At 42.2% G+C, this 25230-nt stretch carries 28 protein-coding genes; 17 read left to right on the top strand and 11 right to left on the bottom strand.

The genetic code is table 11. The annotated features are described in order from the left end of the window. The first annotated feature begins 101 nt into the window (after positions 1 to 101). Entirely contained in the window at positions 102 to 968 is an 867-nt protein-coding gene (locus ABN702_RS14020) for a TVP38/TMEM64 family protein (protein WP_417897435.1), read from the top strand. Positions 969 to 1014: 46 nt separating this feature from the next. On the opposite strand, the gene ABN702_RS14015 is transcribed toward ABN702_RS14020, so the two are convergent. After that, complete coding sequence (locus ABN702_RS14015) at positions 1015 to 1200, bottom strand: YhzD family protein (RefSeq protein WP_417897434.1); 186 nt, start codon at positions 1198 to 1200, stop codon at positions 1015 to 1017. Between the two features lie 135 nt (positions 1201 to 1335). Here ABN702_RS14015 and ABN702_RS14010 point away from each other — a divergent pair, with 135 nt between their 5' ends. The 7 genes from ABN702_RS14010 to ABN702_RS13980 all read left to right on the top strand — a co-directional run bounded on the left by ABN702_RS14010 (position 1336) and on the right by ABN702_RS13980 (position 10670). Further along, complete coding sequence (locus tag ABN702_RS14010; RefSeq protein ID WP_417897433.1) at positions 1336 to 2238, top strand: ABC transporter ATP-binding protein; 903 nt, start codon at positions 1336 to 1338, stop codon at positions 2236 to 2238. Continuing rightward, entirely contained in the window at positions 2231 to 3478 is a 1248-nt protein-coding gene (locus ABN702_RS14005) for an ABC transporter permease (RefSeq protein WP_417897432.1), read from the top strand. Before ABN702_RS14010 ends, ABN702_RS14005 begins: the two co-directional genes overlap by 8 nt. 144 nt (positions 3479 to 3622) lie before the next feature. Next, positions 3623 to 4855, top strand: coding sequence for a metallophosphoesterase family protein (locus ABN702_RS14000; protein ID WP_417897431.1), 1233 nt, complete (start codon positions 3623 to 3625; stop codon positions 4853 to 4855). 6 nt (positions 4856 to 4861) lie between these two features. Beyond that, complete coding sequence (locus ABN702_RS13995; protein WP_417897430.1) at positions 4862 to 7882, top strand: AAA family ATPase; 3021 nt, start codon at positions 4862 to 4864, stop codon at positions 7880 to 7882. Positions 7883 to 7973: 91 nt separating this feature from the next. Beyond that, positions 7974 to 9191 carry an MFS transporter gene (locus ABN702_RS13990; protein WP_417897429.1) on the top strand — a complete coding sequence of 406 codons (1218 nt, stop codon included), beginning with the start codon at positions 7974 to 7976 and terminating at the stop codon, positions 9189 to 9191. A gap of 270 nt (positions 9192 to 9461) precedes the next feature. Then, on the top strand, positions 9462 to 10406 hold the full coding sequence (gene yhaM / locus ABN702_RS13985; RefSeq protein ID WP_417897428.1) for a 3'-5' exoribonuclease YhaM: 945 nt from the start codon (positions 9462 to 9464) through the stop codon (positions 10404 to 10406). A gap of 78 nt (positions 10407 to 10484) precedes the next feature. Next, the gene (locus ABN702_RS13980) at positions 10485 to 10670 is read left to right on the top strand and encodes a sporulation YhaL family protein (protein ID WP_417897427.1); all 186 of its coding nucleotides are present in this window, start codon (positions 10485 to 10487) and stop codon (positions 10668 to 10670) included. A gap of 60 nt (positions 10671 to 10730) precedes the next feature. Here the strand turns inward: ABN702_RS13980 and ABN702_RS13975 are convergent, their stop codons facing one another. After that, a complete protein-coding gene (locus ABN702_RS13975; protein WP_417897426.1) occupies positions 10731 to 11618 on the bottom strand; it encodes a peptidylprolyl isomerase in 888 nt (295 codons plus the stop codon). Positions 11619 to 11961: 343 nt separating this feature from the next. Between ABN702_RS13975 and ABN702_RS13970 the strand changes: the two genes are divergently transcribed. Then, on the top strand, positions 11962 to 12048 hold the full coding sequence (locus tag ABN702_RS13970) for a YjcZ family sporulation protein (protein ID WP_223701000.1): 87 nt from the start codon (positions 11962 to 11964) through the stop codon (positions 12046 to 12048). A 139-nt stretch (positions 12049 to 12187) separates the two neighbouring features. After that, positions 12188 to 12274, top strand: coding sequence for a YjcZ family sporulation protein (locus tag ABN702_RS13965; protein ID WP_082380849.1), 87 nt, complete (start codon positions 12188 to 12190; stop codon positions 12272 to 12274). 119 nt (positions 12275 to 12393) lie between these two features. On the opposite strand, the gene ABN702_RS13960 is transcribed toward ABN702_RS13965, so the two are convergent. Beyond that, on the bottom strand, positions 12394 to 12579 hold the full coding sequence (locus ABN702_RS13960; RefSeq protein ID WP_078381556.1) for a hypothetical protein: 186 nt from the start codon (positions 12577 to 12579) through the stop codon (positions 12394 to 12396). Positions 12580 to 12697: 118 nt separating this feature from the next. Then, the gene (locus ABN702_RS13955) at positions 12698 to 13252 is read right to left on the bottom strand and encodes a DUF3267 domain-containing protein (protein ID WP_417897425.1); all 555 of its coding nucleotides are present in this window, start codon (positions 13250 to 13252) and stop codon (positions 12698 to 12700) included. Between the two features lie 172 nt (positions 13253 to 13424). On the opposite strand from ABN702_RS13955, the gene ABN702_RS13950 reads away from it, so the two are divergent. Beyond that, positions 13425 to 13766 (top strand): DUF1878 family protein, encoded by a 342-nt coding sequence (locus tag ABN702_RS13950; RefSeq protein WP_417897424.1) that lies wholly within the window; start codon positions 13425 to 13427, stop codon positions 13764 to 13766. Here the strand turns inward: ABN702_RS13950 and ABN702_RS13945 are convergent. Both ABN702_RS13945 and ABN702_RS13940 read right to left on the bottom strand, forming a co-directional pair. Continuing rightward, positions 13753 to 14349 (bottom strand): HTH-type transcriptional regulator Hpr, encoded by a 597-nt coding sequence (locus ABN702_RS13945; RefSeq protein ID WP_386636731.1) that lies wholly within the window; start codon positions 14347 to 14349, stop codon positions 13753 to 13755. The genes ABN702_RS13950 and ABN702_RS13945 overlap by 14 nt on opposite strands. Before the next feature lie 97 nt (positions 14350 to 14446). Beyond that, positions 14447 to 14809, bottom strand: a complete 363-nt coding sequence (locus ABN702_RS13940) for a YtxH domain-containing protein (RefSeq protein ID WP_417897423.1) — start codon at positions 14807 to 14809, stop codon at positions 14447 to 14449. Between the two features lie 220 nt (positions 14810 to 15029). Between ABN702_RS13940 and ABN702_RS13935 the strand changes: the two genes are divergently transcribed. After that, positions 15030 to 15221: a hypothetical protein gene (locus ABN702_RS13935; RefSeq protein WP_417897422.1), complete on the top strand. Its 192-nt coding sequence runs from the start codon at positions 15030 to 15032 to the stop codon at positions 15219 to 15221. A 241-nt stretch (positions 15222 to 15462) separates the two neighbouring features. On the opposite strand, the gene ABN702_RS13930 is transcribed toward ABN702_RS13935, so the two are convergent. Continuing rightward, positions 15463 to 15987: a tryptophan transporter gene (locus ABN702_RS13930; protein WP_417897421.1), complete on the bottom strand. Its 525-nt coding sequence runs from the start codon at positions 15985 to 15987 to the stop codon at positions 15463 to 15465. 124 nt (positions 15988 to 16111) lie between these two features. Next, the gene (serC, locus tag ABN702_RS13925) at positions 16112 to 17194 is read right to left on the bottom strand and encodes a 3-phosphoserine/phosphohydroxythreonine transaminase (RefSeq protein WP_417897420.1); all 1083 of its coding nucleotides are present in this window, start codon (positions 17192 to 17194) and stop codon (positions 16112 to 16114) included. A 101-nt stretch (positions 17195 to 17295) separates the two neighbouring features. Between serC and ABN702_RS13920 the strand changes: the two genes are divergently transcribed. Then, positions 17296 to 18174 (top strand): hypothetical protein, encoded by an 879-nt coding sequence (locus ABN702_RS13920; protein ID WP_417897419.1) that lies wholly within the window; start codon positions 17296 to 17298, stop codon positions 18172 to 18174. 235 nt (positions 18175 to 18409) lie between these two features. On the opposite strand, the gene ABN702_RS13915 is transcribed toward ABN702_RS13920, so the two are convergent. Beyond that, positions 18410 to 18568 carry a DUF3934 family protein gene (locus ABN702_RS13915; protein ID WP_417897418.1) on the bottom strand — a complete coding sequence of 53 codons (159 nt, stop codon included), beginning with the start codon at positions 18566 to 18568 and terminating at the stop codon, positions 18410 to 18412. 586 nt (positions 18569 to 19154) lie between these two features. Further along, positions 19155 to 19577 carry an HIT family protein gene (locus ABN702_RS13910; protein ID WP_417897417.1) on the bottom strand — a complete coding sequence of 141 codons (423 nt, stop codon included), beginning with the start codon at positions 19575 to 19577 and terminating at the stop codon, positions 19155 to 19157. Between the two features lie 743 nt (positions 19578 to 20320). On the opposite strand from ABN702_RS13910, the gene ABN702_RS13905 reads away from it, so the two are divergent. The 3 genes from ABN702_RS13905 (at position 20321) to ABN702_RS13895 (ending at position 23125) form a co-directional block, all read left to right on the top strand. Next, positions 20321 to 21061, top strand: a complete 741-nt coding sequence (locus tag ABN702_RS13905; protein WP_417900912.1) for an ABC transporter ATP-binding protein — start codon at positions 20321 to 20323, stop codon at positions 21059 to 21061. Next, complete coding sequence (locus ABN702_RS13900; protein WP_417897416.1) at positions 21054 to 22268, top strand: ABC transporter permease; 1215 nt, start codon at positions 21054 to 21056, stop codon at positions 22266 to 22268. The genes ABN702_RS13905 and ABN702_RS13900 overlap by 8 nt, the downstream gene beginning before the upstream one ends. Before the next feature lie 152 nt (positions 22269 to 22420). After that, positions 22421 to 23125 (top strand): EcsC family protein, encoded by a 705-nt coding sequence (locus ABN702_RS13895; RefSeq protein WP_417900911.1) that lies wholly within the window; start codon positions 22421 to 22423, stop codon positions 23123 to 23125. A 40-nt stretch (positions 23126 to 23165) separates the two neighbouring features. On the opposite strand, the gene ABN702_RS13890 is transcribed toward ABN702_RS13895, so the two are convergent. Beyond that, positions 23166 to 24374, bottom strand: a complete 1209-nt coding sequence (locus ABN702_RS13890) for a M20 family metallopeptidase (RefSeq protein ID WP_417897415.1) — start codon at positions 24372 to 24374, stop codon at positions 23166 to 23168. A 127-nt stretch (positions 24375 to 24501) separates the two neighbouring features. Between ABN702_RS13890 and ABN702_RS13885 the strand changes: the two genes are divergently transcribed. After that, positions 24502 to 25182: a phosphatase PAP2 family protein gene (locus ABN702_RS13885; RefSeq protein ID WP_417897414.1), complete on the top strand. Its 681-nt coding sequence runs from the start codon at positions 24502 to 24504 to the stop codon at positions 25180 to 25182. Positions 25183 to 25230 lie beyond the last annotated feature (48 nt).

Below are 25230 nucleotides of genomic sequence, written 5' to 3'. Positions count from 1 at the left end.
AACTTAATGCTTTGGTGCGTTTTATCATAATTGGTGGTTAACTATAATAAAAGTGGTATATCAGTTAGAAAATTACGGTTCACATTGGAGATGTTACTGCCTTGATAAATAACAGAAAACAGTTGCCGCTCGAGGTCTTCTTGCACATCCTTTTAGCGGTCACATCCACTTATTTGCTCTGTACAGTTTTTCCAACCTTGCTTTTAACTTATAAATTGGTTTTTCTATTCATCATCATCGGAATCGTAGTGGTGGACTTTTTTCTTATGCTTTGGAAACGCTATGAATATCTGAAAATCACAAAAATCGCACATTTTACCGTTCTCATTTTTGTACTTCTTTTATTTCTAGTATACTACTTAACCAAATTCCTGGTTTTAACGGATATGTATGGCATGGAAAATATGCTGCGTGAACATGAATCGACAGCCCAGTTGATCTTTTTCTTCGTTTGTATGGCACAGCCCATTATTCTCCCGATTCCCGAAGCAGTGACTCTCCCGGCTGGAAGTGCGGTTTTCGGTCCTTTCACTGCTGCATACATGGGGTTCCTGGGAACGATGGCCGGAATTATCCTCATGTTTTTCATTGCGCGTATCGGCGGAATTAAGCTGGTATCCAGATTGGTGAAGGAAAAGCATCTCCTGAAATTTCAGGATTACATGGGGAAGAATGAAACAGTTATACTGGCGCTACTTTTTATCATTCCGATCTTACCGGACGAAATCATTTGCGTTGGGGCGGGGATTGGGGCGGTTTCGTTCAAAAGATTCTTTGTCATCGCAGCCATCTCCAAGCTGTTCACTACCTCCTTATTAGCCTATTCTGTTTATTTTGCCACAGCACTTTCCTTGACCAGCACCCAGCTGGTGGTTGCTGGTTCTATTATCCTGCTTGTCATCTTCGTTTCTAGCATCGCTATCAAAAGAGTGTTGGAAAAAAGCAAAAGACGCTTACGATCACAATGACTGATCGAAGCGTCTTTTTTATCCAGGCTCTTATCGTAAAGAGCCTTTATCTATGAAACAATACCAATTTCCCGCTTGCATTTGTACAGCGGTGGGTGGAATCCAAGTAGTTCAGTTCGGCTAATCTTTTTTCGCCTGTTTCTTTTGCTTCTTTTTCAGTCGCAGCTTCAAAGCTTTGGTCAAGTAGCGTTTCCCCTGCTTTGCTGAATACAGTCAGTGTGTATTTCCCCATCTTAATCCCTCCATCAAAGAATGAAACGCATTCATTGCTTTTATTTTACTATTAGATTCCTATTTTGTAAAAAGAATATGAAACTATTTGTTTTATATATCGTATAGTTAAGGAGAGTTTAGGAGGGATATAGTGATGGCATTGCAAATAGAAGGTGTAACAAAAAAATTCGGGAAACATGTCGCAGTGAATGATCTAACCCTGGAGATCCCTGAAAGCCAGATGTTCGGATTCCTTGGGGCAAACGGTGCGGGGAAGACGACGACGTTCCGTATGGTCCTTGGGCTGCTCGAACCTACGGCAGGCAGGATTTCCTGGGCAGGGAAGCCGATTACGTACAAGGAAAGTCAGATTGTTGGATATCTTCCAGAAGAGAGAGGGCTGTATCCGAAGCTGACAGTAAAAGACCAGATGATTTATTTAGGACGCCTAAGAGGGATGGGAAAGTCCGAAATATTGAAGGAGCTTGACTATTGGCTAGAACGGTTCCGGGTGCCGGAATACTTGAATAAAAAGGTGGAGGAGCTCTCCAAGGGAAATCAGCAAAAGATACAGTTCATCGCTTCCACCATTCATAGACCAAAGCTGCTGATCCTCGATGAGCCGTTCAGTGGACTTGATCCATTGAATGTGGAGCTATTGAAGGAAGCGGTGGTAGATCTGAAAAATCAGGGCACTTCGATCGTGTTCTCCTCGCATCGGATGGAGCATGTGGAGGAGCTTTGTGAGCATCTTTGCATCATGCATCACGGGAAACCGGTAGTGCATGGCGCGCTAAGGGATATTAAACGCTCCTTCGGAAGAAAAAATGTCATCATTCATGCAGACTTTGATTTGGAGTTTCTAGGGAAGTTGCCGGGAGTGACGAACACAAAGAAAACAGCGGAGGGCATGATTATTCAGGTGAAGGATGAAGTAATCTCCCAGGATATTCTACAGCAGATAACCGGAAGAGGCTATGTAAGGAAATTCATCCTTGAAGAGCCGTCGTTGAATGATATTTTCATTGAAAAGGTAGGTGCCTCCTATCATGAATAAGTTTTTAGTCATTCTTTTTCATACGTATATGAGTAAACTGAAATCCAAATCATTCATTATCACAACGATTATCAGTACCATTTTCATTTTGGGCATCACCAATATCCAGTCGATCATTGATATATTTGATTCAGAGGAAGAAAAAATTGTGGCTGTCTATGATGAACAGAATGTGGCCATTCCCTTGCTTGAACAGCAGTTGGCTGCTACCGGCGATTCCTTGAAAGTGAAACGGGTGGACAATACGGAAGGAATCGAGGAAAAGATTGAGTCCGGTGAGTATGAAGGGCTTTTGGTCGTATCCTTTGATGAGGAGGGACTCCCAACAGGAGAGTACAAGGCTTCGTCCATCACAGATAACGAAACCATCTCCCAGCTTGAGCAGGCCCTGCAGCAAATCAAGGTTGGTATTGCAACAAGTCAGATTGGGCTCACCCAGGAGCAGATAGCATCCCTATATGAGCCGATACAGTTTGATGTCGTAGCTTTACAGGAGTCGGCAAAATCGGAGGAAGAACTGAGTCAGGCAAGAGGATTGGTGTATATCCTTCTATTTGTCATCTATTTCTCGGTAATCCTGTATGCAAGTATGATTGCTACAGATGTGGCAGTGGAAAAATCGTCCCGGGTCATGGAAATCCTGATTTCTTCGGCATCACCGATCATGCATATGTTCGGAAAGATCCTGGGAATTGCCCTACTGAGTTTAACACAATTGACGTTCTGGATTGTGGTTGGCTACATCTCCTTAAGTGGGAATCTGGAGGGCATGACAGGTGGCGTGTTTGAATACTTCGGTGTAGGGGATATTGCGGTTTCAACCTTTATCTTTGCAGTTGTATTCTTCCTGCTCGGGTATTTCCTCTATGCTACGTTTGCAGCATTCTTGGGATCTTTAGTAAGCAGAATCGAGGAAATACAGCAAATCATTCTGCCTATGACCTTGTTGATTGTTGCTGGTTTTATGATTGCGATGTTTGGCTTGAACAACCCTGATAATTCGTTTATTCAGGTAACCTCATTCATCCCGTTCTTTGCGCCAATGATTATGTTCCTGCGAGTCGGGATGCTGGAGGTTCCATTATGGGAAATCGGATTATCCATTGGGATTTTAATTGCCACCATTGTGCTTCTTGCGATATTTGGAGCAAAGGTATATCGTGGCGGAGTTCTCATGTATGGAAAGAGCACGTCCCTGAAGGATATCAAAAAGGCATTGCAGCTTTCAAAAGATAAATAATGCACTCACCCCTAAATGAAATCATTTGGGGGTTTGTTTTTTGAAAAGGGTTAGTCTAAACCATAACTTTCATTCGGCGCGAACGTGCATTCGTATTTCAACCGTGGTAAAATAAAGAAAAAGAGTGATAGATGAGGTATACCAATGAATGCTATTCGATTTATACACGCAGCAGACTTGCATTTAGATAGCCCATTTAAAGGGCTGAACTATGTGCCGCGGGAAATTTTTGAGCAAGTGAGAGCGAGCACCTTTACAGCACTTGCCAACCTGGTGGATATTGCTATAAAAGAGAAGGTTGATTTTCTTGTTTTGGCAGGAGATCTTTTTGACATGGAAATACGAAGTCTAATGGCTCAGGCAAAGCTGAGAGAGGAATTCCTGCGTCTGGAGAAGGCGGCCATCGCAGTCTATGTTATTCACGGAAACCATGATTTCATCGGTGCCGGCTCTCTGCAATTCAGGTATCCGGAAAATGTACATATTTTTAATGAGAAGGTAGCTAGCAAAAAGTTTATCAAGGATGGAGAGCACATTGCCAATATCTATGGATTCAGCTATGACAGACGGCATGTACTTCAGAACAGAACAAGTGAATATATAAAGAAGGACCATGACGTCCCTTTTCATATCGGAGTGTTGCATGGAAACCTGGCAGGTAGGGAGGATCACGACCCATATGCGCCATTTTCCCTTTCGGAACTATTGGAAAAGGAATTCCACTACTGGGCGCTTGGGCATATACATAAACGCGAGATCCTTCATGAGAATCCCCCTGTTATCTATTCGGGAAACATCCAAGGCAGAAATAAAAAAGAAACCGGTGAGAAAGGCTGTTATCTAGTTGAACTGGATCAGCACGGGGCAAAAACTACCTTTAAGGAGACAGCCACCATTTTATGGAAGGAACTCAAACTTTCCATTGAATCGATTGAGACAATGGATGAACTGTTGCAGGAAGCAAAGAACCTACTGGATAAAAGTAGGCAGGAAGAAAAAGCCTCTCTTATCCGTATTGTATTAACAGGGAGCGGTCCATTATTTGTGCAGATTCAAGATGAAAGTCTCCTGGAGGATCTTTTGCAATTTTTAAATGAAGACGAATCAGCTCAGCCCATTTTTCAATTTGTATATAGTGCAGCAAATCAAACTACCCCTTCTTTCACAAAGGAAGAGTTAAAAAAGAAAGCCTTTTATGAAGACTTCTTTAAGGTGGTAGAGGAAACAGCGGATATCACTCCATTCCTGGGATCGCTGTTCAAGCATTCTGATGCAAGGGGGTTTTTGGATCCGTTTAAGCAGGAGGATAAAAAAGCCATCTTGGAAGAAGCGGAGCAATGGCTCGTGACGAAATTTCTGGAATCGGAAAAGAGGTGATAGAACTTGAAAATAAAATCTCTCGAAATCTATGGTTTTGGTAAATTGGAGAATGTGAAAATAGATGAGTTTTCCCAAGGCATTCAAGTATTCTATGGAAGAAACGAGGCTGGAAAGTCCACACTGATGGCATTTATACATGCCATTCTATTTGGGTTTCCTTTGAAAAATCAGACTGAACTAAGGTATGAGCCCAAAAAAGGGTACAAGTATGGCGGTAGACTTATCATGGAAACGAAGGCTGGCAAACTCCTAACCATTGAAAGAATTGCAGGAAAATCAGCAGGTGATGTAACGGTAACGGATGAGAAGGGGATGAACCTTTCCATCGATTCTGTATTGGCAGGAATTGATAGGAATATTTATAAAGGAATTTTTTCCTTCAATATTATGGATGTACAAAATCTGAAGCTTATAGATTTAGAGCAACTTGGAGGCTATTTGTTCTCATCGGGTCTGATTGGGTCAGATAAGCTGCAGAGGATTTCGGATCAGTTGAACAAATCTATGGAGGAATTGTTCAAGCCGGGCGGTCGAAAGCCTATGATGAATAAGCTTCTGGGGGATTTAAAGGAAGAGGAAAAGACGGTGCTTCAATGGAAGCAAAAGCTCGAGCAATATGAATCGCTCCAGAAAGATATACAACATGCAGCAGACAAGCTTAAAACATTGAAGTCAGAAAAGGAAAATCTCTCCACAAAGCTAAGAAAAATTAATGCGATGGTAGCCATACAGCCTATTGAGGATCAATTATCACAAGTGAAAAGCGAGATATCTAAGCTAGGGGACTATTCAACCTTTCCTCTTGATGGGATAGCAAGGTTGGAAAAGCTCCTGATTGAACAGTCCAACTACAATTCCAGATTGGAAAAGCTAGAGCAGGACAGGTTCTCGATGGATAGAAAAATGGAGCAGCTCGAAGTGGATGAAGTCCTACTAGAGCAGCGGGAACGCATAGAAAGCCTATTGACTCAATTCCCTAAGTATCAGGAATCGATGGAGAGATTAGCGTTTCTATCTACCGAGGAGCAGCGACTGGAAAAACAGATTCAAGTTTTGAAAATGGAGCTGAAATGGAAAGGAAAACACGAAGAACAGGTAGAGGCAATCGATACAAGCCTTGCAGCGAAAGCGGAGCTGAGAGGACTTCTGCAACAACAGAATAAGCTGTCCCTTCAAAAAGAGCACTTGGATGAAGAATTCCAGCAAGCGAAAGATGAACTTGAAAAGCAGGAAGATCGCATATCATCCCTGCTAAAGGAACAGCTACCACGAGAAGACTTTCAACAACTGCAGGAGAAGGTGCAAAGCCTTGGGGTCGAACGTCTGGAAACTGATATCGCTATCCAGGAGCAGTTGCTTCATCAAATTGAAGGTCAGATTCAACAGCAGGAGCATGAACATGTCCAAAGGGAACAGAAAAAAAAGCTCGCCGCAGTGATAAGTAGCGCAGGAGGGGTAGCAGGGGCTGCTATATTATACATGCAGGACAACACATTGTTAGGACTATTCTTGTTCATTCTCTCACTGGGTATCGGAGGATATCTTTTCTTTACGAAGGCATCCACATCCCTTTTGATTCGATTGCAAAAGGATCGGGAGGCCCAGAAAGAGAAGCTCAGCAAAATCAAGGAAACACTCTACACAAGTCCTGAGAGAACCGGTCTTGAAAAGTATAGGATGATGTTGGCAAAAGAAAAGCAGATTGAAGAGCTTCTGCAAAAAGAAAGGCTACTTCTTTCCCAAAGCGAAAGAACCTATGACAGAATCATTCTTCAATTTGAAGAGTGGGAAAAACAACAGTTTTCCTATGAGGAGAAGTGGAAGGAATGGGCAGAGAATCGAGGATTGGAAGCAATTCCTGCAAGTCATATGGATGAGGCCTTTGCCAAAGCAATAGAATTAAAAGCGGTATTCATGGAAAGGCAGAATCTCCATAAGAGGATCCAACTGAGCGAAAGCATGGTTGATCAATTCAAGGATGAAGCCTCCAAGATCATGAATCAACTAGGCTTGACTCAATCATCCTTAGAGGAAGCTTTCTATTATCTTAAGGCGGAACTCGAGAAGAATCAGAGGAATAAGCAAAAACTTGGATCCCTTCATACTAAAAGACAAGAAATCGAGGAAGAAGTAACATTCTTAACCATTCAAGCGAAGGATATCACTGAAAAAATATGGAAATTGATGAAACAAGCGGACGTTTCAACGGAAGAGGAGTTTCGATACAAACATCGGCTGTTTCAAAAAGGGATGGAATATGAGCAGAATATGTCGCTGCTAGAGTTACAGCTTGAGCAAGTGCAGAATTCATACGGCATCATTCCAGAAAAAGGTAAGACCGTTTCGATGTGGAATTCGGATAAAGCGGAAACGGAAGAACAGCTTCGCCACTTATCGGAGGAGCAAACCCGTTACTATCAATTGAAAACCAAAAAAGAAGAAGCCGTTCACACTTTGGAAGAGGGAGGAACCTATTCTGATGCGGTCCAGAAATTCGAAATCTCAAAAAGCAATCTCCAGGAGCAGGCCAGGAAGTGGGCTGTCCTTGCAACCTCCCAGCAATTGCTCATTAGAACAATGGACTATTATCGCACCGTAAAACTGCCTGAGGTCCTCGATAAGGCATCCGAGTATTTCCGCTTTTTGACCAAAGAGGAGTATAGCCAAGTTTACGATCCGACTAATGAGACAAAGCTGATGGTAAAGCATAAAAACGGACTTGCTTTTGAACCGAAGGAACTCAGCCAGGCGACTGTTGAACAGCTTTACATTTCAATAAGGTTTGCAGTTGCGAGCGTCTGGAGCAAGGAACAACGCTTTCCATTTATGATGGATGACAGTTTTGTCAACTTCGACCATATCCGTACGGTTCAAGCCCTGGATCTCATGAAGAAGATCACTGAGGAGGGAGAACAGCTGTTATTTTTTACTTGCCATGAGCATATGAAAGCACTCTTTGAAAAAGTAGAAAACACCAAGATCGTAGAATTGGAACGAACGGGCCTACCAATCACGGTAAGCTAAGGCTTATTGTCTATATTTGATTGCTACCTGGATAAGACAAGTGCTATGCTTATATAGACAAAAATGAGGAACGCCTGAAAGGAACAAATGAATGAAAGAAAGACTTGTATCAAAAACAAAAGCTCCCTTGATCTTGTTGAGCTTCAATTTATTTATCATCATGGTGGGAATCGGATTGGTCATCCCCATCCTTCCCTTTTATATTGACCTTTTCGGTGCAAATGCAAGAACCCTTGGGTTGCTTGTAGCTGTTTTTGCATTTATGCAATTTCTGTTTGCACCATTATGGGGTAGACTTTCCGATAGAATAGGGAGAAAGCCACTGATTACCATCGGACTGTTCGGGTTTGCCGTAGCTGAATTCGTCTTTGCTTTTGCCAATGGACTGTGGATGCTGTTTCTATCGCGCATACTTGCAGGTATTTTCGGTTCAGCTCTGATGCCGACAGCAATGGCTTACGTATCGGATGTCACCACCTCAGAAAAACGTGGTCAGGGAATGGGGATTCTTGGAGCAGCCATGGGGCTTGGAATAGTAGTAGGACCCGGCCTTGGTGGATGGCTTGGAGAAATCGATCTGTCCTTCCCATTTATCGTAGCAGGTGCAGCTGCAAGCATAGCCGGAGTATTATCCATTCTTATTCTGCCGGAATCCTATACTAAGGAAAAACGGGAGCAGGATGCGCTTCTTGAAGCAGGAGAGAAACGGGATAACCAATTTGTACAGATGTGGAAGGCATTAAAAAGTCCAGTAGGTTTCTTGCTGATTTTGGTATTTATAATGAGTTTCGGATTGGCAAATTTCCAGTCCATTTTCGGGTACTATACCATGCAACGCTACCACTATGACCCGAGTGAAGTGGGACTGATCATACTTTTGGTGGGAATCGTTGGCACCGTGGTCCAGGGAGTGCTGGTTGGAAGGCTTACTAAAAGGTTCGGAGAAGAAAGAGTCGTGACAGCATCGCTATTGATCAGTGCACTTGGCTTTGTACTGATGACACTGGCGACGAATTTCCTGCTCGTTCTAGTGACGACAAGCATTTTCTTCCTGGGGAACTCCCTGCTTCGTCCATCACTTAATTCTTTCATTTCCAAGCTTGCCGGAAATAAACAAGGTTTGGTCATGGGGCTGAATAATTCCTTTTTAAGCCTCGGGAATGTAGCAGGCCCTATTTTGGCAGGTATTTTCTTCGAAGTTAATATTCATATTCCATATCTGTTTGGTGCATTTGTCATGCTGTTCGGACTTTCCGCTACAAAACTGTGGCTTGCGAAAAAAAACAGAGCCGTGGAAGTCTCTTCATAATATACAGGACTGCTTTTCATACTATAAGCTCTGTTAAAGAAGTATGTTGATATTTATCCGTATTCAACTGGTGATTGGAGCAAAAGGCGTAGACTCCTACGGGGGACAGCGGTAGGCTTGAGACACCGCAGGGCGGAGCCCGAGGAGGCGCAAGCACCGCCCCGAGGGTCGCTGTGCTATTTGCGGAAATCAACAGCGGTGTTAAAAGAGCCAAACTAAATAATATAATACTATCCTACATTTGCTAGATGTAGACAGGGGGAAATGTACATGAAAAAAGGAATTCTCCACTTTGAGGTTGGCGAACAGGTGGATGTTCATTTATTGATTAAAAACTCGACAAAAGGGATTGCCAGTAATGGAAAACCTTTTTTGACGCTTATCTTCCAAGATAAAAGCGGGGAAATCGAAGCCAAGCTTTGGGATGCTTCAACTGATGACGAGCATCTATATGCCCCTCAAAGCATCGTTCGGGTCCAAGGGGATATTCACCATTACCGTGGTCGAAATCAGCTGAAAATACGCAAAATCAAGCCCAAGGAAGAGCATGAAGCAGTTTCCGTTGCTGATTTGATAGAGACCGCTCCACTTGCCCAAGATCAGATGATGGAAAAGATCACACAGGCTATTTTCGAAATGAAAAATCCCAATATCCAACGTATTACCCGTCATCTGTTAAAAAAACATCAGCAGGACTTTCTGCAATATCCTGCTGCAACGAAAAACCATCATGAATTTGTTTCAGGCTTAGCTTATCATGTTGTTTCCATGCTGGATCTCGCAAAAGCAATCAGCAACTTATATCCAACACTTGACAAGGACCTGCTTTACGCTGGAGTCATCCTGCATGACCTGGGGAAAGTGACAGAGCTTTCAGGACCTGTTTCTACGAGCTATACGATTGAAGGGAACCTGATCGGACATATATCCATTATGGTGAATGAGATCGGCAAAGCCGCAGAGGAGCTGGGGATAGCCGGTGAAGAAGTGATGGTGCTTCAGCATCTAGTATTAAGTCACCATGGGAAGCTGGAATGGGGCAGTCCTAAGATGCCTCTGATCAAGGAAGCTGAGATCTTGCACTATATTGATAATATTGATGCGAAGATGAATATGCTTGATCGCGCACTTGAACGAGTAAAGCCTGGAGAGTATACAGAGAGAATTTTTGCGATGGACAACCGAAACTTCTATAAGCCTACTTTTCATGAATAATAAGTAATAGGCTATCATTCTCTTTCATATAAATAGACTAGCTAGGAAGTGTAAGCTAGATTTGAAGGAGGAATGAACATGCCTTGGTGGATGTTGCTTGTGGTTATTGGCATCTGTTTCAGTGCGTATATGACGCTTCGGACTGCAAAAGAGGAGAAAGAAGTGGAAAGTGCCATCATCGAAAAAGAAGGACAAGTCTATATGGACCGGATCCAGGAAGAAAGGGAGAAGAGAAGACAGGTCATGTCTTCCAATGCCTCTTAAAGTCTGGAGTAGCATGGTCAACAAAAAAGCTGGAGCACGGATGCTCCAGCTTTTTGTATATTATTCCTCGTCTTTTGCTTCCTCGGCAGGCTCATCTTTCTTAAACGTATCCTTTAAGGAGGATTCCTTCACTTCTACCTTTGCGTTTTCCAACTCTTTTTCCACAGCGGCATCGACAGACTCTTGTCCAACCTTGGAGCGGCGTAGCTCATCTTCTACGTCTGCACGAATTTCTTCCAATGGCTGCTTTTCTTTTTTATCGGTCACCTTAATGATGTGGTAGCCGTACATGCTTTGTACCGGGTCGCTGATTTGGCCAACTTCCAGGCTGTAAGCTGCCTCTTCAAACTCAGGTAGCATTTTGCCTGCACCAAACCAATCCAGGTCGCCACCGTTTGCAGCAGAAGCAGTATCAGTGGAATATTCTGTGGCCAATTCAGCAAAGTCTCCGCCTTCCTCAAGCTTCTTCTTTACTTCCTGGGCAGTTGCTTCATCTTCAACTAGAATGTGGCTCGCACGAATTTCAGCCTTCATGCTATCGTAATATTGCTGTACTTCCTCGTCCGTTAGCTCTATATCTGCAATCGCAGCTTTTTCCTGAAGCATGGAAATGCGGAGAGTCTGTTTTAATTGCTCTTCGTCTTTAAATCCGCTTTGCATCAGGGCAGCTTCGAACTGTGGCCCAAGCTGCTGCTTTAGTTCATTCAAACGATCATCCAGTTCTTCGCTCGTTACCTCGTATGTATCTCCAAGAACTTTTTCATACACAAGCTCACGAAGGACTTCCTCGCCGAAACGCTCCTTCAAAGCAGTATACAGTTCCTCTTGCGTAATGTTCCCCGCTGCAGTTTCTGCCACGACATCGGAATTGTCTCCTTTTTCGGCGTTACAGGCGGACAGTGCAAAGATTGTTGTTGTCGCAGTAAAAGCAATCATCCATTTTTTCATTCTAAACAACTCCCATATGTATTAAAGGTACAAAGTCTACTATAGCATAATCTCCTAAATTAATGAAAAAATTATCGGATTTATACAGAAAGATAAGAAATTTGTAGCATTTGGCTGAAGAGCTGTTTATTTAGGCGAAGTACGTTCTTCCTAAAAAAATGGGTAAAAGTCCAATCCAATTCTGACTGCCCTACATATGATAAACAGAATCATGAAATACACCAACTGTCCAGAACACACAAGGATTTCATGTAAAAAAGCTTAGAGGCAGGATAAACGCCTATGCCTCCTAAGAAAATGCAGCATAAGATATCGTAACAACTCAAGAAGGAGGTGTTACTAAATGGGTACTCCATATGCAGGTGGCTTCGCGTTGATCGTAGTATTGTTTATCTTGTTGGTAATCGTAGGTGCAGCTTGGTTGTACTAAGTACATTCTAATCCAGGTTGTCAGTTCAACTTGTATAAAGTGGACGGAAATTAACACCCCGATTGGTTCAACTAACTTGTAATGGATGAAAACATTCATTACTGGGAGTTTCACTTATAAAACAAAAGGAGGAAAAAAGATGTCAGGTGGACATTCAGGCGGTTTCGCTTTAATCGTAGTACTATTTATTTTGCTAGTAATCGTAGGTGCAGCTTGGTTATGCTAATATAACCAGAAAGGGTGGGGAAGAATTTCCCCACCCTTTGCTTTTGGAATGCAAAAAGCATCCCCTTAAGAAAGAGATGCTTTTTTGATCAAATTGCTAATAGAATGCTGGATGAATAGTTACAGAGATTTTAACAGGATATCTACATAAGAAGAAATTAAAAGAATGGTAATGAGTACATTGATGGTTCGGAATACCTTTGGTTGACGCTCTTCAGGGATTTCCTTCTGAACACACAATGCATTAGTTAATTTGTTTATGTAGAAGAGTATAAATACAGCCACCACGATAAATAAGATAGCCATATAAGATCCCTCCTTTTGGCTTCCGGTTATACATAATACATTACCAAAGTTTGAGTAAAAAAGATACCTAGACGTTCCAAAACTTTTACAGAAATAAGAAAAAGCCTCCTAATATATGTTAGGAAGCCACTTCTGTTTCATTACTTATCAAAATATCATAACCGCTTTCCAGTTCTTCAATCTGACATGCGCTCGGTGCACCCTGGATGTGTTTGACATACAGGAAATCAGGAAAACACAACCCGATGTTCAAAGCGGCAAGCATCGCAAAATAATGATAATAGCTTGGGAAAATGCTCGTAAGTATTAGTATGGCAAACGTAATGATAAAGAATGGTGACAAAAATACAATGTATGATTGGAATTTTGAAAAAGGTTTTTTTGTTTTTATAATCATATAAGGCATAAAGCTTTTCAGTTTCCAGCGAAACTTCACTTGTTTTCTAGTAGCAAGCAGCGGCAAAGCATGACATAGCTTATGCATGGTAAACATGGAAGCTATTGATAGGCAGAACCAACCAAAATTATTGGATGAAACCGTTATGTCATGAAAAATGAGGCTAAAAGATAAAAACAACAAGATAAATGAAAGTAAGGCGATGATAAAGGAAACGAGCGTTATGCGATGGAGTCCATATTGTTTAACGATATTAATGGATTTCCAGCAGTTCATGGTTGATTCACCTTCCGTTATTACAAGTTCAAATTACTAAACTACTGTAAGCCTTTTTGTATTGAAAAGCAATAGGTGTTTTTCACTTATTTTAAAAGAATGGAATCTAAATATTGGTAAGAGGCAAATTATAGGGTAAAATAGAGGGAAATGACGAAAAAGGAAGAAGAAAATGAGTAGTGTAGAAGAAAGATTGGCGAAGTTGGAATACCATATGGAACTATTGTTAAAACAGATTCAAATGGATCAATATCCTTTCGATGCCCTGGTAATCCAGAGTAAACTTTCAAGAAAAGAAGTCCTGGAACTGATGAATCTTTGTGAAAAACTGAGCATAGAAATGGAAAAGCAAAAAGCGGAAGGGTTTGTGACGTTCGCTCCGCTTCTTACTGAGTTTCATCAGAAATTACATCCTGATCTGCCATTGGAAAAAACGATACATGCCATGAAGGCACAAAGGTTGTATGAACCACTTATGGATGCCTTTATGAAGCCCTTTATTAAGAAGAAGTAACGCTTTCATTTTTCTCTGCAGCTTCTTCTTTTTTGGAAAGTCTTCCATCAATCTCCTCAAAGTCCTCTTCAATATTATTAAAAGAACGTTCAAAGATTTTCATGAAATCCTCTCCGTATATATTGCGGATAACACACATCACATCCAACAGCTCTGGGAATTTCCCATATAAATCATGCATAGGAAGGGCTCCGCTGAAAACGGAATTTTTGCTAGGATCATAGCTTTCCATTAGATCGAGCAGAATTTTTTCCCCTTTGTCCGTTAATTCAATGTAAGTATTCCTCTTATCATTTTCTTTTTTGGAGAATTGCAGTAATTCACGTTCTTCTAGCTTCTTGGAAAAATTGAAGGCGGTAGATACATGCATGACTCCGAATTTAGCAATCTCTGAAATGCTTGCACCTTTCAAATGATATGCAATCCATAAAATATGGTGTTCATTGATATTCAAGTCATATGGCTTGATCCAAGCTTGCCAATCCTTCTCAATTGTTTTCCAAAGAGCTTTACTTAGCTGGGCGACACGCTGGCTAAATAGCATAGCTTCTTTTAATGAATACTGACCGTTCTGTGTATTCACAAACTCACCTACTTTTTTCTAATATATTACTATCTATTATGACAATAAAATAATAATTAATAAAGGTCAAAATTTACAAAAAATTAAAATTTTTTCTTCACTCGGCTTTTTTGCCTAGGTTTTTCTCTATTTTTTCCAATTCCTGTTCCACTAGCGCGATGCTGTGCTGGATCGAATCCTGATGAGGTTTGATGGAATTCTGCCAAAGCTCCACGGAAGTTTTCAAGTCGTTTGAAAGGTTTGTGACAACAGATTTGCTTTCTTCCACTGCCTGTGAAACCTGATCTTTTATTCCCATTGCCTCGTCTTTGAGCTCATTTATACCCAGTTGGATTTGCTGCTTTGTGGATTGTAGGCGGTTTCGCATTTTCTCTCCGGAAGTGGGAGTCGCAAGCAAAGTGGAAACTCCTGCCACTGCGCCGCCAATAATTACACCATAGATGAATGATTTGCCATTCATTAAAATCACCTCGTTATTAAAATTATGTAAGTATAGTTCAATACCCTAAGATTATTATATAATTCAACATTTATTGAAAAATTCCTTTTTTTATTCTTTACGAGATAGGATAAAAATATTTATCCGCGGATTGAAGACTGGAAAATATGGTGCCGGAAGAAGAACATGTACATAAGAAAGAGGGGGATTGCATAGATATGAAGAAAGGGGGCGGCATGATATGGCAGGGATAACATTTGGATTGTTTACCATAAGCATCTTGCTATTGTTGGGAGGAGTAAACTTTCTATTAGCTTCCCAAAGAGCAGGTGTCTACCCGCCCAAGAGAGTATTGCAGCAAAAAGGCCTGGTCATCTGCGGTGGAGGCGGGGCAGTTTTTCTACTAGCGTTGCTTGCTTTATGGATCTCATAAATAACAATAAGGCTCTTTTCGTAAAGTTTATTGCTTTTGCCCGTAAAAAATCGGCTTTTGAATTTTTTACAGCATTTCTCCCCCTAATATTCAAAGAGAAAATATATCTATTTCACGGGAAAAGGCACGAAAGCAAAGTTTATTACGTGTTTACGTTGGATACGTCAATAGCAACCATGTATGCGAAAATAGACGCAATAAAAAGAGGGGATGACTCCATTTGGAGCATCCCCTCTGTTGTTTAAGCAGTAGCAATAATATTTGATCGTTTGGCAATGGAGGTTACAATTGGATAAATGATTACCATCAGCACGGTATTTAATGCTGTTGCCGGTAAAATGGCAGTAACAAAGAAAAACGTGAATGATTCTCCTCCTGGCAACCCGACAAGCAGAAGTGCAGACGATAGAAAAATAGCGCCTGATATAATGGTACCAATTGCGGTTAACACTCCAGCTTTCACTAAAGGTTTATTTATCTTTTTCACTGCAAGAAGCAGGAAGAAGAAAAGAAACGCTGTAATCGGTTTGTCAATGATATTTGGAATCTGACCTCCAGGGAATCCTGTGGTCAAAGCGGAAATTAATCCTGAAACAATACCAACCAACAATACATTCTTTTTTTCCGGGAACAGCATGATCGCAAGGAACATCATGGTCAAGCCCAGATCAGGCTTCATGCCAAGGATCACCCCGGGAACAACGGTATGTAATACCGCACCGATTCCCACCATTAAAGATAGTGCAACTAACGTTTTTGTATTCATTTCTCAACTCTCCTCATCTCTACTACTCTTTTTTATAACCCCATTAGTACACTCGTTGTCTAATGCGGATTATAGAGACAATTATACAAACTATTTCCGTGTTTGAAAAGGGGAATGATCATTATTACATAAAATTGGTATGGAAATCCTTCATGAATTGCGCCAGTTTTTCGCAATGCGCAAGTGGGACCGCGTTATAGATGGAAGCACGGCAGCCCCCTATCAGGCGATGTCCTGAGAGTCCCACAAAGCCTGATTCGCTTGCCTGTTGCAAGAACTTTTTCGTGAGCATCTCTGATGGCAATGTAAAAGTGACATTCATGTTTGATCGGCTATCGTTTCGTGCCGGTCCCTTGTAGAAGTTGTCACTGGAATCGATTACATGGTAGAGCAGGTTTGCTTTCTCAGTATTAATGGCTTCGATTTGCTCTACTCCACCCTGATCCGCTACCCAATCCAATACAAGGGACAGCATGTAGATGGAAAAGGTTGGTGGTGTGTTATATAAACTGCTGTTTTTTGCATAGGTCTGATAGTTTAGCATAGTTGGAAGGTTATCCGGGCAACGCTCAAGCAATTCCTTTTTGACGATGACAACGGTCACGCCGGACGGTCCAAGATTTTTCTGGGCACCGGCATAAATAAGAGAATAGTCATCTACGGGTATGGACCTGCTCAGGATATCGCTGGACATATCCGCAATCAAAGGGACTTTTGCAGGCAGGTCAGGTGTGGTTCTCCACTGCGTGCCGAAAATGGTATTATTGCTGGTAATATGCAAATAGGCAGGATTGTCTGAAAGCTCCAGGGATTCTGGTATGTGGGAATAGTTTGCCTCTTTTGAGGAGGATGCAATATGGGTGCTGCCGACTTTCTTTGCCTCTTTCAGCGCCTTTTCAGACCAGGAACCGGTCAGGCAGTAATTGGCGGTTTTACCTTCTTTGAGAAAATTCATGGGAACAGCAGAAAACTGAAGACTGGCACCGCCCTGCATGTAGAGGATGTCATAATCATCCGGGATATTCATCAACGTCCGAAGTCGCTCTGTGGCATGATTCTGAATACTTTCATACTGCTTGCTGCGATGACTGAGTTCCATGACGGAAAGGCCTGAATCCTGATAGTTTAATAGTTCCGCTTGCGCTTTCTGCAGTACTTCTTTGGGTAATGCTGCAGGACCAGCATTGAAATTGAACACTTGTTTCATGGAAGATTCCTCCTTGGCTTTGGTTCAAAATATTAATATATATCCTACCACGAATTATGTTAGAATACATAAAAGATTTTGAAAACGAAGGAGATCCTATCATGTATAGAGATAACAAACCATTTGATTTGAGTCCTTATGACCATCCCGATATCTATCCTGGACCAAGGCCGCATTCCTCGTTTGTCTTTTGGCAGGGAAAAGCACACCGAATAGAAGCGGTCAAAGGATTGCCTATTGAGCACCAATGTGTCCATCTATCAAATAGTGACCATATTCTCGGCAGCCTTGCCTTCAATAGCTTTGAGACAAGGAAGGTGGCGGATTTCTTAGGCGAGGATCTAATGAAGGAAAAAGTGCCTGTAGTCGCTTATGGGTCGAACGTCTGCTTAGCACAGCTCCGCTATAAATTCAATCTCCGTCCATCTGTAGATGACTTCATGCTTTGTGTTAAGGGTGAAATTACGGATTCAGAAATTGTGTATGGTCCTTTTCTTGCACCATATGGTTCGTTGCCTGCGGTAATAGCACCAATGAAGGGAGCGGAAACCGAGGTCTGGATCACCTTTATGGATAAAAAGCAGCTCGAATTGATAAACGCGACAGAAAAGGGCTATGAGCTAAGGGAACATAGCGGCCAGAAGGTGGTCTTGGAATCAGGTGAGGTTTTTGAAAAAGTATATGCCTACTTTGTTCCCGAAGCGCTTGTTTGGGAAGGGAATATGATAAGGTTTCCTGATATCCCTGGCACAAGTCAGCTTCCGGCTATCTGGCAGGCAGATATGCTGAATGAGGTGAGAGAGAGGATCGATTTTAGGGGAACCAGGGAAGAATTTATCCATTTAATAAGATGGGATTTCGCGTTCAGGGAACAGGTGGAGCTTTTCTTGAAGAAGCATACAGGTGAATTTCATCATGAGGATTGGAAGCCACTCGAGACGATTGCAAGCATCGGGGAGATGAATCGATCGTTCAGATAAAAAAGCTCTTTTCGTAAAGTTGGTTGCTTCTGTCCGTAAAAAATCGGCTTTTGGATTGTTTACAGCATTTCACCCCATAATATTCAAAGAAAAAATAAACTACTTCACGAGAAAAGAGCACGAAAGTAAGTAATATGACGTGTTTACGTTGGATACGTCAAAACAACACTGTATGCGTAAACAGTCAAAAAAATACAGTGCGATGGTTTTTGACCAAGCACTGTACAGGTATCTATCAGTTATCGGAACTATCGGGATTGTCTTTGCTGCCGTGCTTGACACCCTTGCTTTTATAGGGCTTTGCGCTTTTTGCTTTATTGGCGCCGGCTTTCCAGCGATTCCAGCCTTTTTTTCCTGTACCCCGGCCAGTTCCGCCGCCTTTGCTCTTACTCATACTATCAACTCCATCATTCTTGTATGTGTTCGTTGGATTTGAAAAAGAAATGAACACATGACAACAAGCATATCATGTTTTTTGTTGATATGTAAAAGGTGCTTTTAAAAAGTGGGTGATGAAGGGATGTCTTTGTAGCGTTATTGGATGAGGACTTATTGGGGTGTGATCTTTATGGAAAGGTCCATCATCGTGGCTATGAAGGACGTTTTGGGGTGTGAATGCAAGTGAAAAGTCCATCATCGGGTTTATGAAGGACTTTTTGGGGTGTGAATGCAAGTGAAAAGTCCATCATCGGGTTTATGAAGGACTTTTTGGGGTGTGAATGCAAGTGAAAAGTCCATCATCGGGTTTATGAAGGACTTTTTGGGGTGTGAATGCAAGTGAAAAGTCCATCATCGGGTTTATGAAGGACTTTTTGGGGTGTGAAGGTATGTGAAAAGTCCATCATCGGGTTTATGAAGGACTTTTTGAGCTGTGAATGCATGTAAAAAGTCCATCATCCACTTAGAATTGCCCGCTGCTTTAAATACCCCCAGCAAAATCAAAAAAGCCGCCTGAGTTTCGGACAGCTCATCTAATCATTTTATTTAATTCCTTCAGCGATCTTGGAGGAAATCTCCAATAGGTCGGAGGTGGAATAATCGCTTTGATTGGACTTCCACACTGCACCGAATCCGTCCCCTTTACCGTAGCGCGGCAGGATATGGAGGTGATAATGGAATACCGATTGTCCTGCAGCTTCCCCGTTATTGTTCAGGAGGTTTAAGCCGATCGGTTCAAATTGTGATTGAATGGAATTTGCGATTTTCGGTACCACCTTGAACAGATTGGATGCAATCTCGGGAGTGAGTTCATAGATGTTTTCCTTATGTACTTTAGGAATCACCAGTGTATGACCTTTCGTTACCTGACTGATGTCCAAAAATGCGTAAACATGCTCATCCTCGTATACCTTTGCACTAGGAATATCTCCATTGATAATTTTGCAGAAAATGCAATCATGCATCAGAATCACCTCATTAATTTTTTCTCATTTTACCATGTTTTGGACACGTTGCATAATCGGTGAATCATCAAGAATTGGATAAAATAAAAAGCAGAAGCATTAAGCCTCTGCTTTAAAGAAAGGGAAAGGGGGCAACAAGCTTCTCTATCAGAATTAGGAGAAGCCTTCAAACAGCATTTTTAGCTTACAAATAAACTGTGTTTGATAAACACCTCATCTGTTTTTAAAAATGTGTCTAATGGTCAGCTTTCCTGTTCAAAACAACCATCCCCTTGTTACTTGGTTTCACAACTAGAGTAACTTGGATTTTCGACTATATAGTCTTTGACGAACACCTCATTTTCAAAATGAATTACTCACGGATACACTACTTTACAGTAAAGCGTCGCCCGTAAACACCTCATTCTTAATCATCGTAGGAGTTCATGATGATCGATTTGTTGTAGCCGGTTAAGTCCCACAACGACGAGAAAACATTAATTTAACTTTTTTTGAGTCAAGCACAACTGTCTTGGACAGCCACCTCATCTCATAAAGTTAACCTTAAGGCTTGTTTCTTGCCCTCTGTTCCCCTTCCTTACATATGATGCGCACTTTCCGCGAAAATATGTTATGGTAAATTTTATATATAAGAAAAAACAAGAAAAAAATAAGGGGCCAGACCCCAGCAGGATTTTCCCTTTTTATGTAGTACATATTAATATTGCTTTAGTGGATTGTGAAAGGATGGGGTGTTGGTGAGTTTGAATTTGTTGGAGATTAGCGGGTTGACCGGAGGATATACGAATCAGGCAGTGTTGAAGGATATTTCGTTTTCGGTGAAGAGGAACGAGCTGGTTGGATTGATTGGTCTGAATGGGGCAGGGAAGAGTACGACAATCAAGCATGTGATCGGTACGATGGAGCCGAAGAAAGGGTCCATTAAGATAGATGGCATATCCATTCAGGAGGATACGACCAAGTACCGTTCCACTTTTACCTTCATACCGGAGACGCCGATTTTATATGATGAACTGACTCTTTACGAGCATTTGGAGCTGACAGCGATGGCTTACGGCCTATCCAAGGAAACATTTGAGGCACGGCTGCATCCTTTATTGAAGGAATTCCGTATGGAGAAGCGTTTGAAGTGGTTTCCAGCGCATTTCTCTAAAGGAATGAAGCAGAAGGTCATGATCTTGGCTGCCTTTCTGATTGAACCGAAGCTCTACATTGTGGATGAACCGTTTGTCGGGTTGGACCCGCTTGCGATCCATTCCTTGCTGGAAATCATGGACAAAGCAAAGAAAAGTGGTGCAGGAATACTGATGTCCACGCATATCCTGGCAACTGCGGAGAAATATTGCAATTCCTTTGTCATCCTGCATGAGGGGGAAGTGAGGGCAAAGGGAACACTAACGGAGCTAAGACAGCAATTCGGTATGCCGCATGCTTCATTGGATGACCTGTATATCCAACTTACAAAGGAAGAAAACAATGTTTAATGTCGATCAGCTTTGGAGAACAAGGTTCAGTCAATATATAAAGGATACCAGAAAATATTTACGCTATATGTTCAATGATCATCTGGTCATTGTCATGATCTTTCTATTAAGTGGACTTGCGCTTGCCTATCAAAACTGGCTGGAGGTCGTCCCGAAGGATTTCCCGTATGCCCCACTTATGGGAGCGCTTCTTGCTCTTCTTTTGACAAGGGGAAGCATTCATACGTTCTTAAAGGATCCGGATATTGTCTTTCTGCTTCCGCTTGAAGCAAAGCTTGGGCCATACATAAAAAAATCATTCAAGTTTTCGATTGTCCTGGAGAGCTATTTCCTTCTCCTCGTCTTTGGAGTATCGGTGCCATTGTTTGTAACGCTTACAGGGGTAACGATGCAGACTGTCGTGGCAATCCTGGTCCTTTTAGTTGCAGTGAAAGCCTGGAACCTCTGGATAGCCTGGCTTATGAGCTTTTACACGGATAATAAGGCGCGCCTGGCTGATTGGTGGATCAGGCTTTTCTTGAACTTTGCCCTACTGTACCTCGTTTTTGCGCGGGCAGACTATCTATTCATTGGGCTTGTATTGGTAATCATGGCTTTCTTGCTCGTTTATTTCCAAAAAGCAACCTCTAACCTGAATTGGAAATGGGAATACCTGATCGAAAATGAAACAAAGAGAATGCAGCTTTTCTACCGTGTAGCAAACCTGTTTGTGGATGTGCCTGGACTGAAGGAAAAAGTGAAAAGGAGAAGATGGCTGGATGCGGTGCTGCCATTGGCAAAGTATCATCAGAAACAAAGCTATCTCTATTTATACTTGCGGACATTTCTTCGTTCTGGTGACTACTTCGGTTTATTCCTGAGGCTGCTGATCATCGGCGGAGTGTTCCTGTTGTTATTGCCTGTGGGATATGCAACCTACCTTGCACCATTGTTCGTTCTTTATCTGACAGCCTTCCAACTTGTGCCGATGTGGCGCCATCATTACAACAAATTATGGTTATCCATCTATCCGGTCAAGGAAGAGGAAAGAAGCCGCGCATTCTTGAAGATGATGACAGGCATTCTAGTTGTGCAGTCTGTGATATTAAGTGTCCTTGTTGCGTCTGTGGCTTCCTGGTTGGAAGTGGTCATCGTGTTGGCTGGTGGTGTGTTGTTCGCTTTTGTTTATGTGAATACTGTAGTGAAGAATAAAATTGCAAAGTTGTAAATGTTGAGCACGTAAGCGTATTGGCGTTTGCGTGCTTTTATACTTTATGGAGTTGATTCATTTTTCTTCTACATCAGATGAAACCTGTCGTAAAAACAAACGTATATATGAAAATAAAGAACAGAGGAGTGTTTCCCGTGTACGAACAAATAATGCTAGAAGAAGTCACAAAATGGAAACTCCAGCTACAGAAAAAATCAACAATGTTCCAAAGGCTTTCCAAAGGTGCACAAAATAAAGTGAATGCCATGATTCCGGAAAAAGTCCATACGGTGATGCGTGAAAGTATAAAAAAGATGGTACAGGCAACTTTAGTGGGGAGTAATATTACTACTAAGAAGAAGGAAGATATCAACAACCTTTCCTTGAAAGAAAAAGAAAAACTGGTACAGGAAAAGCTTGATTTTTACAAGAGAACCGCTGCTGTAGAAGGGGCGGGAACAGGGGCTGGCGGCATTTTATTGGGACTGGCGGACTTCCCTCTTCTCCTTTCAATCAAAATGAAGTTCCTTTTTGAAGTCGCATCCATCTACGGCTACAACGTAAAGGACTATGAGGAGCGGGTGTACATCCTTTATATTTTCCAGCTGGCATTTTCAGGTGAAGACCACCGCAGGAATGTTCTAGGGTTTTTAGAAGAGTGGGAAAAGAACAAAGAGGATATAACCGAACTGGATTGGCAGACATTTCAACAGGAGTACAGAGATTATATCGATCTTATCAAGATGCTGCAGATGATTCCGGGATTTGGAGCGATTGTTGGGGCATATGCAAATTATAATTTCCTCGATCATCTTGGGAAAACAGCGGTTAATTGCTACCGACTGAGATATCTGAAGGAACAGGGACTTATGTAAAAAGCACCGAACTTCAAAAGAGAAGTTCGGTGCTTTTTAACTATGCCTGACGGGGCTGAACGAGAGACTTTTGTGACTGATTCTGATATTGAACAGTTGCAGAACCAAGTGTTTTTGCTGCAACCAGCAAGGATTTTTCATTGATATCAAACTTAGGGTGATGATGCGGGTAGGCAACTTCCACGCCTTCAGGTTTCGCCCCTGTAAAGAAGAAGGTTCCTTTTACATGACGAAGGTAATAGGCAAAATCCTCCCCACCCATATGAGGCGCTGTTTCCTCGACAGAATCCACCTCGGAAATCTGTTTGGCAATCTCCACGAGAAATTCTGTTTCCTCTTTATGATTCACGACAGCAGGGTAGCCGCGATCGAAAGTATATTCATAAGTCGAGCCATTCAGCGAACAAGTTGCGGCTGCCACTGCATCAATTTCTTTTTCGATCTGGTCGCGGACATCATCGTTAAAGGTTCGGACAGTACCGATAAGTTGTGCAGAATCTGCAATGACATTAAAGGCGTTCTCTGCTACGAATGTTCCGACAGAAATGACCGCCGGATCTACAGGATTGACTCTTCGGCTGACGATCTGCTGCAGGTTCATGACAAGCTGGGAGCCGGTCACAATGGCATCCTTTGTTTTATGAGGCTGGGCACCATGTCCACCTGAGCCTTGAATTTTAATGGAAAAGCGATCAGCAGCGGCCATTACGGGACCTACACGATATTGGATGGTACCAACGGGAACACCTGCCCATAAATGAGTGCCGAATATTACATCAACGCCTTCCAGGCAGCCATCCTGGATCATGGCAATTGCACCGCCTGGAGCATATTCCTCGGCATGCTGGTGGATGAGGACCACGTTCCCGGACAATTGATCGCGGAGCATATTTAAGCATTTTGCCAGTACAAGAAGGGTTGCAGTGTGACCGTCATGACCGCATGCATGCATCACTCCTGGAACTTTCGATTTGTATTCCACTTCTTTTTCATCCTGGATAGGAAGGGCGTCAAAGTCAGCACGCAATGCAACCGTTTTGCCTGGGAGGGCTCCTTCTATTTTTGCAACCACGCCGTTTCCACCTACATTTGTTGTCACGGAGATCCCGAGATTATTATAAAAATCGGATATGTATGTCGCGGTGTGAAATTCTTTGAAGGATACCTCAGGAAATTGATGCAAGTAACGCCTGATTTCTACCATTTCATCAAAATGTTTTTCTAAAAGCTCATTCAATTTTTCCAGCATAATGTTTCCCCTTTCGAAATAAATATTGTTTTTCTAGTATTCTATATGATTTCACCAAAAAAGAATAGTCATATTTTTCAAAAATCATGTATGATAGTTAGGTAGAAAGTATGGTGGAGGAGATAGAATGCAAGCGGAAAAAGTGAAAAGAGAACAGGTTGCAATCAAATATAGGATTTGGACGCGGAGTGCCATTTTTCTTTTATGTGGACTGTTTTTCTTCTGGTCCTTTCAACAGATTGTTGCTGAAAATACGATAGCTTTTGATGAAGTGATCCGGGAGGCAGTCAACGGATTGGAAGCGGAGTGGCTTGTCGGTTTCTTTCATCTGTTTACCACACTTGGCGATAAACCTGGTGTGATCACAATCATGCTAATTGCTGTGGTGCTGATCTGGTGGAGAAAAAAGGATTACATAGCGATGGGAACGATCATTGCAGGAGTTATTGTTGTCAATGAGTTAAACAAATGGCTTAAGGATTATACCGGGAGAGAGCGGCCGATGACCGGACCAGGTGCGGAAAGTCTCAGCTTTCCAAGTGGACATGCAATGGTAGGGCTCTTTTTCTATGGGCTGCTCCTGTATCTGATCTTGACCTATACCAAGACCGGAGGGAAACGGTTTATCATCCTTGTGGCCGGCATCGTATTCATTGCGTTGCTTGGGACCAGTCGGATCTTCCTTAACTACCACTATCCTTCCGACGTGTTTGCAGGTTATGCAGCAGGCTATATCTGTCTGCTACTAGGTGTGTTGGCCTACGAATGGTTACATTCCTATTTTCAGAAAAGAGCAGTGAAGCCTTAGGGCAAGCTGCTCTTTTTTGCAATTTCCGCCCCTAGACGGATAAAGATA

It is taken from the genome of Bacillus haimaensis (assembly GCF_048270625.1).
GTDB lineage: Bacteria > Bacillota > Bacilli > Bacillales > Bacillaceae_I > Sutcliffiella_A > Sutcliffiella_A haimaensis.
Note: the sequence above shows the minus strand (reverse complement) of the source record. Positions and strands in the feature narration are given on the sequence as shown.

Bases quoted from the DNA above. Each gene is read 5' to 3' on its own strand.
- ABN702_RS13885 (WP_417897414.1), top strand. From the start codon at position 24,502: ATGCAAGCGGAAAAAGTGAAAAGAGAACAGGTTGCAATCAAATATAGG.
- ABN702_RS14005 (WP_417897432.1), top strand. From the start codon at position 2,231: ATGAATAAGTTTTTAGTCATTCTTTTTCATACGTATATGAGTAAACTG.
- ABN702_RS13980 (WP_417897427.1), top strand. From the start codon at position 10,485: ATGCCTTGGTGGATGTTGCTTGTGGTTATTGGCATCTGTTTCAGTGCG.
- ABN702_RS13950 (WP_417897424.1), top strand. From the start codon at position 13,425: ATGAGTAGTGTAGAAGAAAGATTGGCGAAGTTGGAATACCATATGGAA.
- ABN702_RS13965 (WP_082380849.1), top strand. From the start codon at position 12,188: ATGTCAGGTGGACATTCAGGCGGTTTCGCTTTAATCGTAGTACTATTT.
- ABN702_RS14000 (WP_417897431.1), top strand. From the start codon at position 3,623: ATGAATGCTATTCGATTTATACACGCAGCAGACTTGCATTTAGATAGC.
- ABN702_RS13935 (WP_417897422.1), top strand. From the start codon at position 15,030: ATGGCAGGGATAACATTTGGATTGTTTACCATAAGCATCTTGCTATTG.
- ABN702_RS13915 (WP_417897418.1), bottom strand. From the start codon at position 18,568: ATGAGTAAGAGCAAAGGCGGCGGAACTGGCCGGGGTACAGGAAAAAAA.
- ABN702_RS13920 (WP_417897419.1), top strand. From the start codon at position 17,296: ATGTATAGAGATAACAAACCATTTGATTTGAGTCCTTATGACCATCCC.
- ABN702_RS13910 (WP_417897417.1), bottom strand. From the start codon at position 19,577: ATGCATGATTGCATTTTCTGCAAAATTATCAATGGAGATATTCCTAGT.
- ABN702_RS13900 (WP_417897416.1), top strand. From the start codon at position 21,054: ATGTTTAATGTCGATCAGCTTTGGAGAACAAGGTTCAGTCAATATATA.
- ABN702_RS14010 (WP_417897433.1), top strand. From the start codon at position 1,336: ATGGCATTGCAAATAGAAGGTGTAACAAAAAAATTCGGGAAACATGTC.
- ABN702_RS13955 (WP_417897425.1), bottom strand. From the start codon at position 13,252: ATGAACTGCTGGAAATCCATTAATATCGTTAAACAATATGGACTCCAT.
- ABN702_RS13930 (WP_417897421.1), bottom strand. From the start codon at position 15,987: ATGAATACAAAAACGTTAGTTGCACTATCTTTAATGGTGGGAATCGGT.
- ABN702_RS13975 (WP_417897426.1), bottom strand. From the start codon at position 11,618: ATGAAAAAATGGATGATTGCTTTTACTGCGACAACAACAATCTTTGCA.
- ABN702_RS14015 (WP_417897434.1), bottom strand. From the start codon at position 1,200: ATGGGGAAATACACACTGACTGTATTCAGCAAAGCAGGGGAAACGCTA.
- ABN702_RS13960 (WP_078381556.1), bottom strand. From the start codon at position 12,579: ATGGCTATCTTATTTATCGTGGTGGCTGTATTTATACTCTTCTACATA.
- yhaM (WP_417897428.1), top strand. From the start codon at position 9,462: ATGAAAAAAGGAATTCTCCACTTTGAGGTTGGCGAACAGGTGGATGTT.
- ABN702_RS13990 (WP_417897429.1), top strand. From the start codon at position 7,974: ATGAAAGAAAGACTTGTATCAAAAACAAAAGCTCCCTTGATCTTGTTG.
- ABN702_RS13890 (WP_417897415.1), bottom strand. From the start codon at position 24,374: ATGCTGGAAAAATTGAATGAGCTTTTAGAAAAACATTTTGATGAAATG.
- serC (WP_417897420.1), bottom strand. From the start codon at position 17,194: ATGAAACAAGTGTTCAATTTCAATGCTGGTCCTGCAGCATTACCCAAA.
- ABN702_RS13940 (WP_417897423.1), bottom strand. From the start codon at position 14,809: ATGAATGGCAAATCATTCATCTATGGTGTAATTATTGGCGGCGCAGTG.
- ABN702_RS13970 (WP_223701000.1), top strand. From the start codon at position 11,962: ATGGGTACTCCATATGCAGGTGGCTTCGCGTTGATCGTAGTATTGTTT.
- ABN702_RS13895 (WP_417900911.1), top strand. From the start codon at position 22,421: ATGCTAGAAGAAGTCACAAAATGGAAACTCCAGCTACAGAAAAAATCA.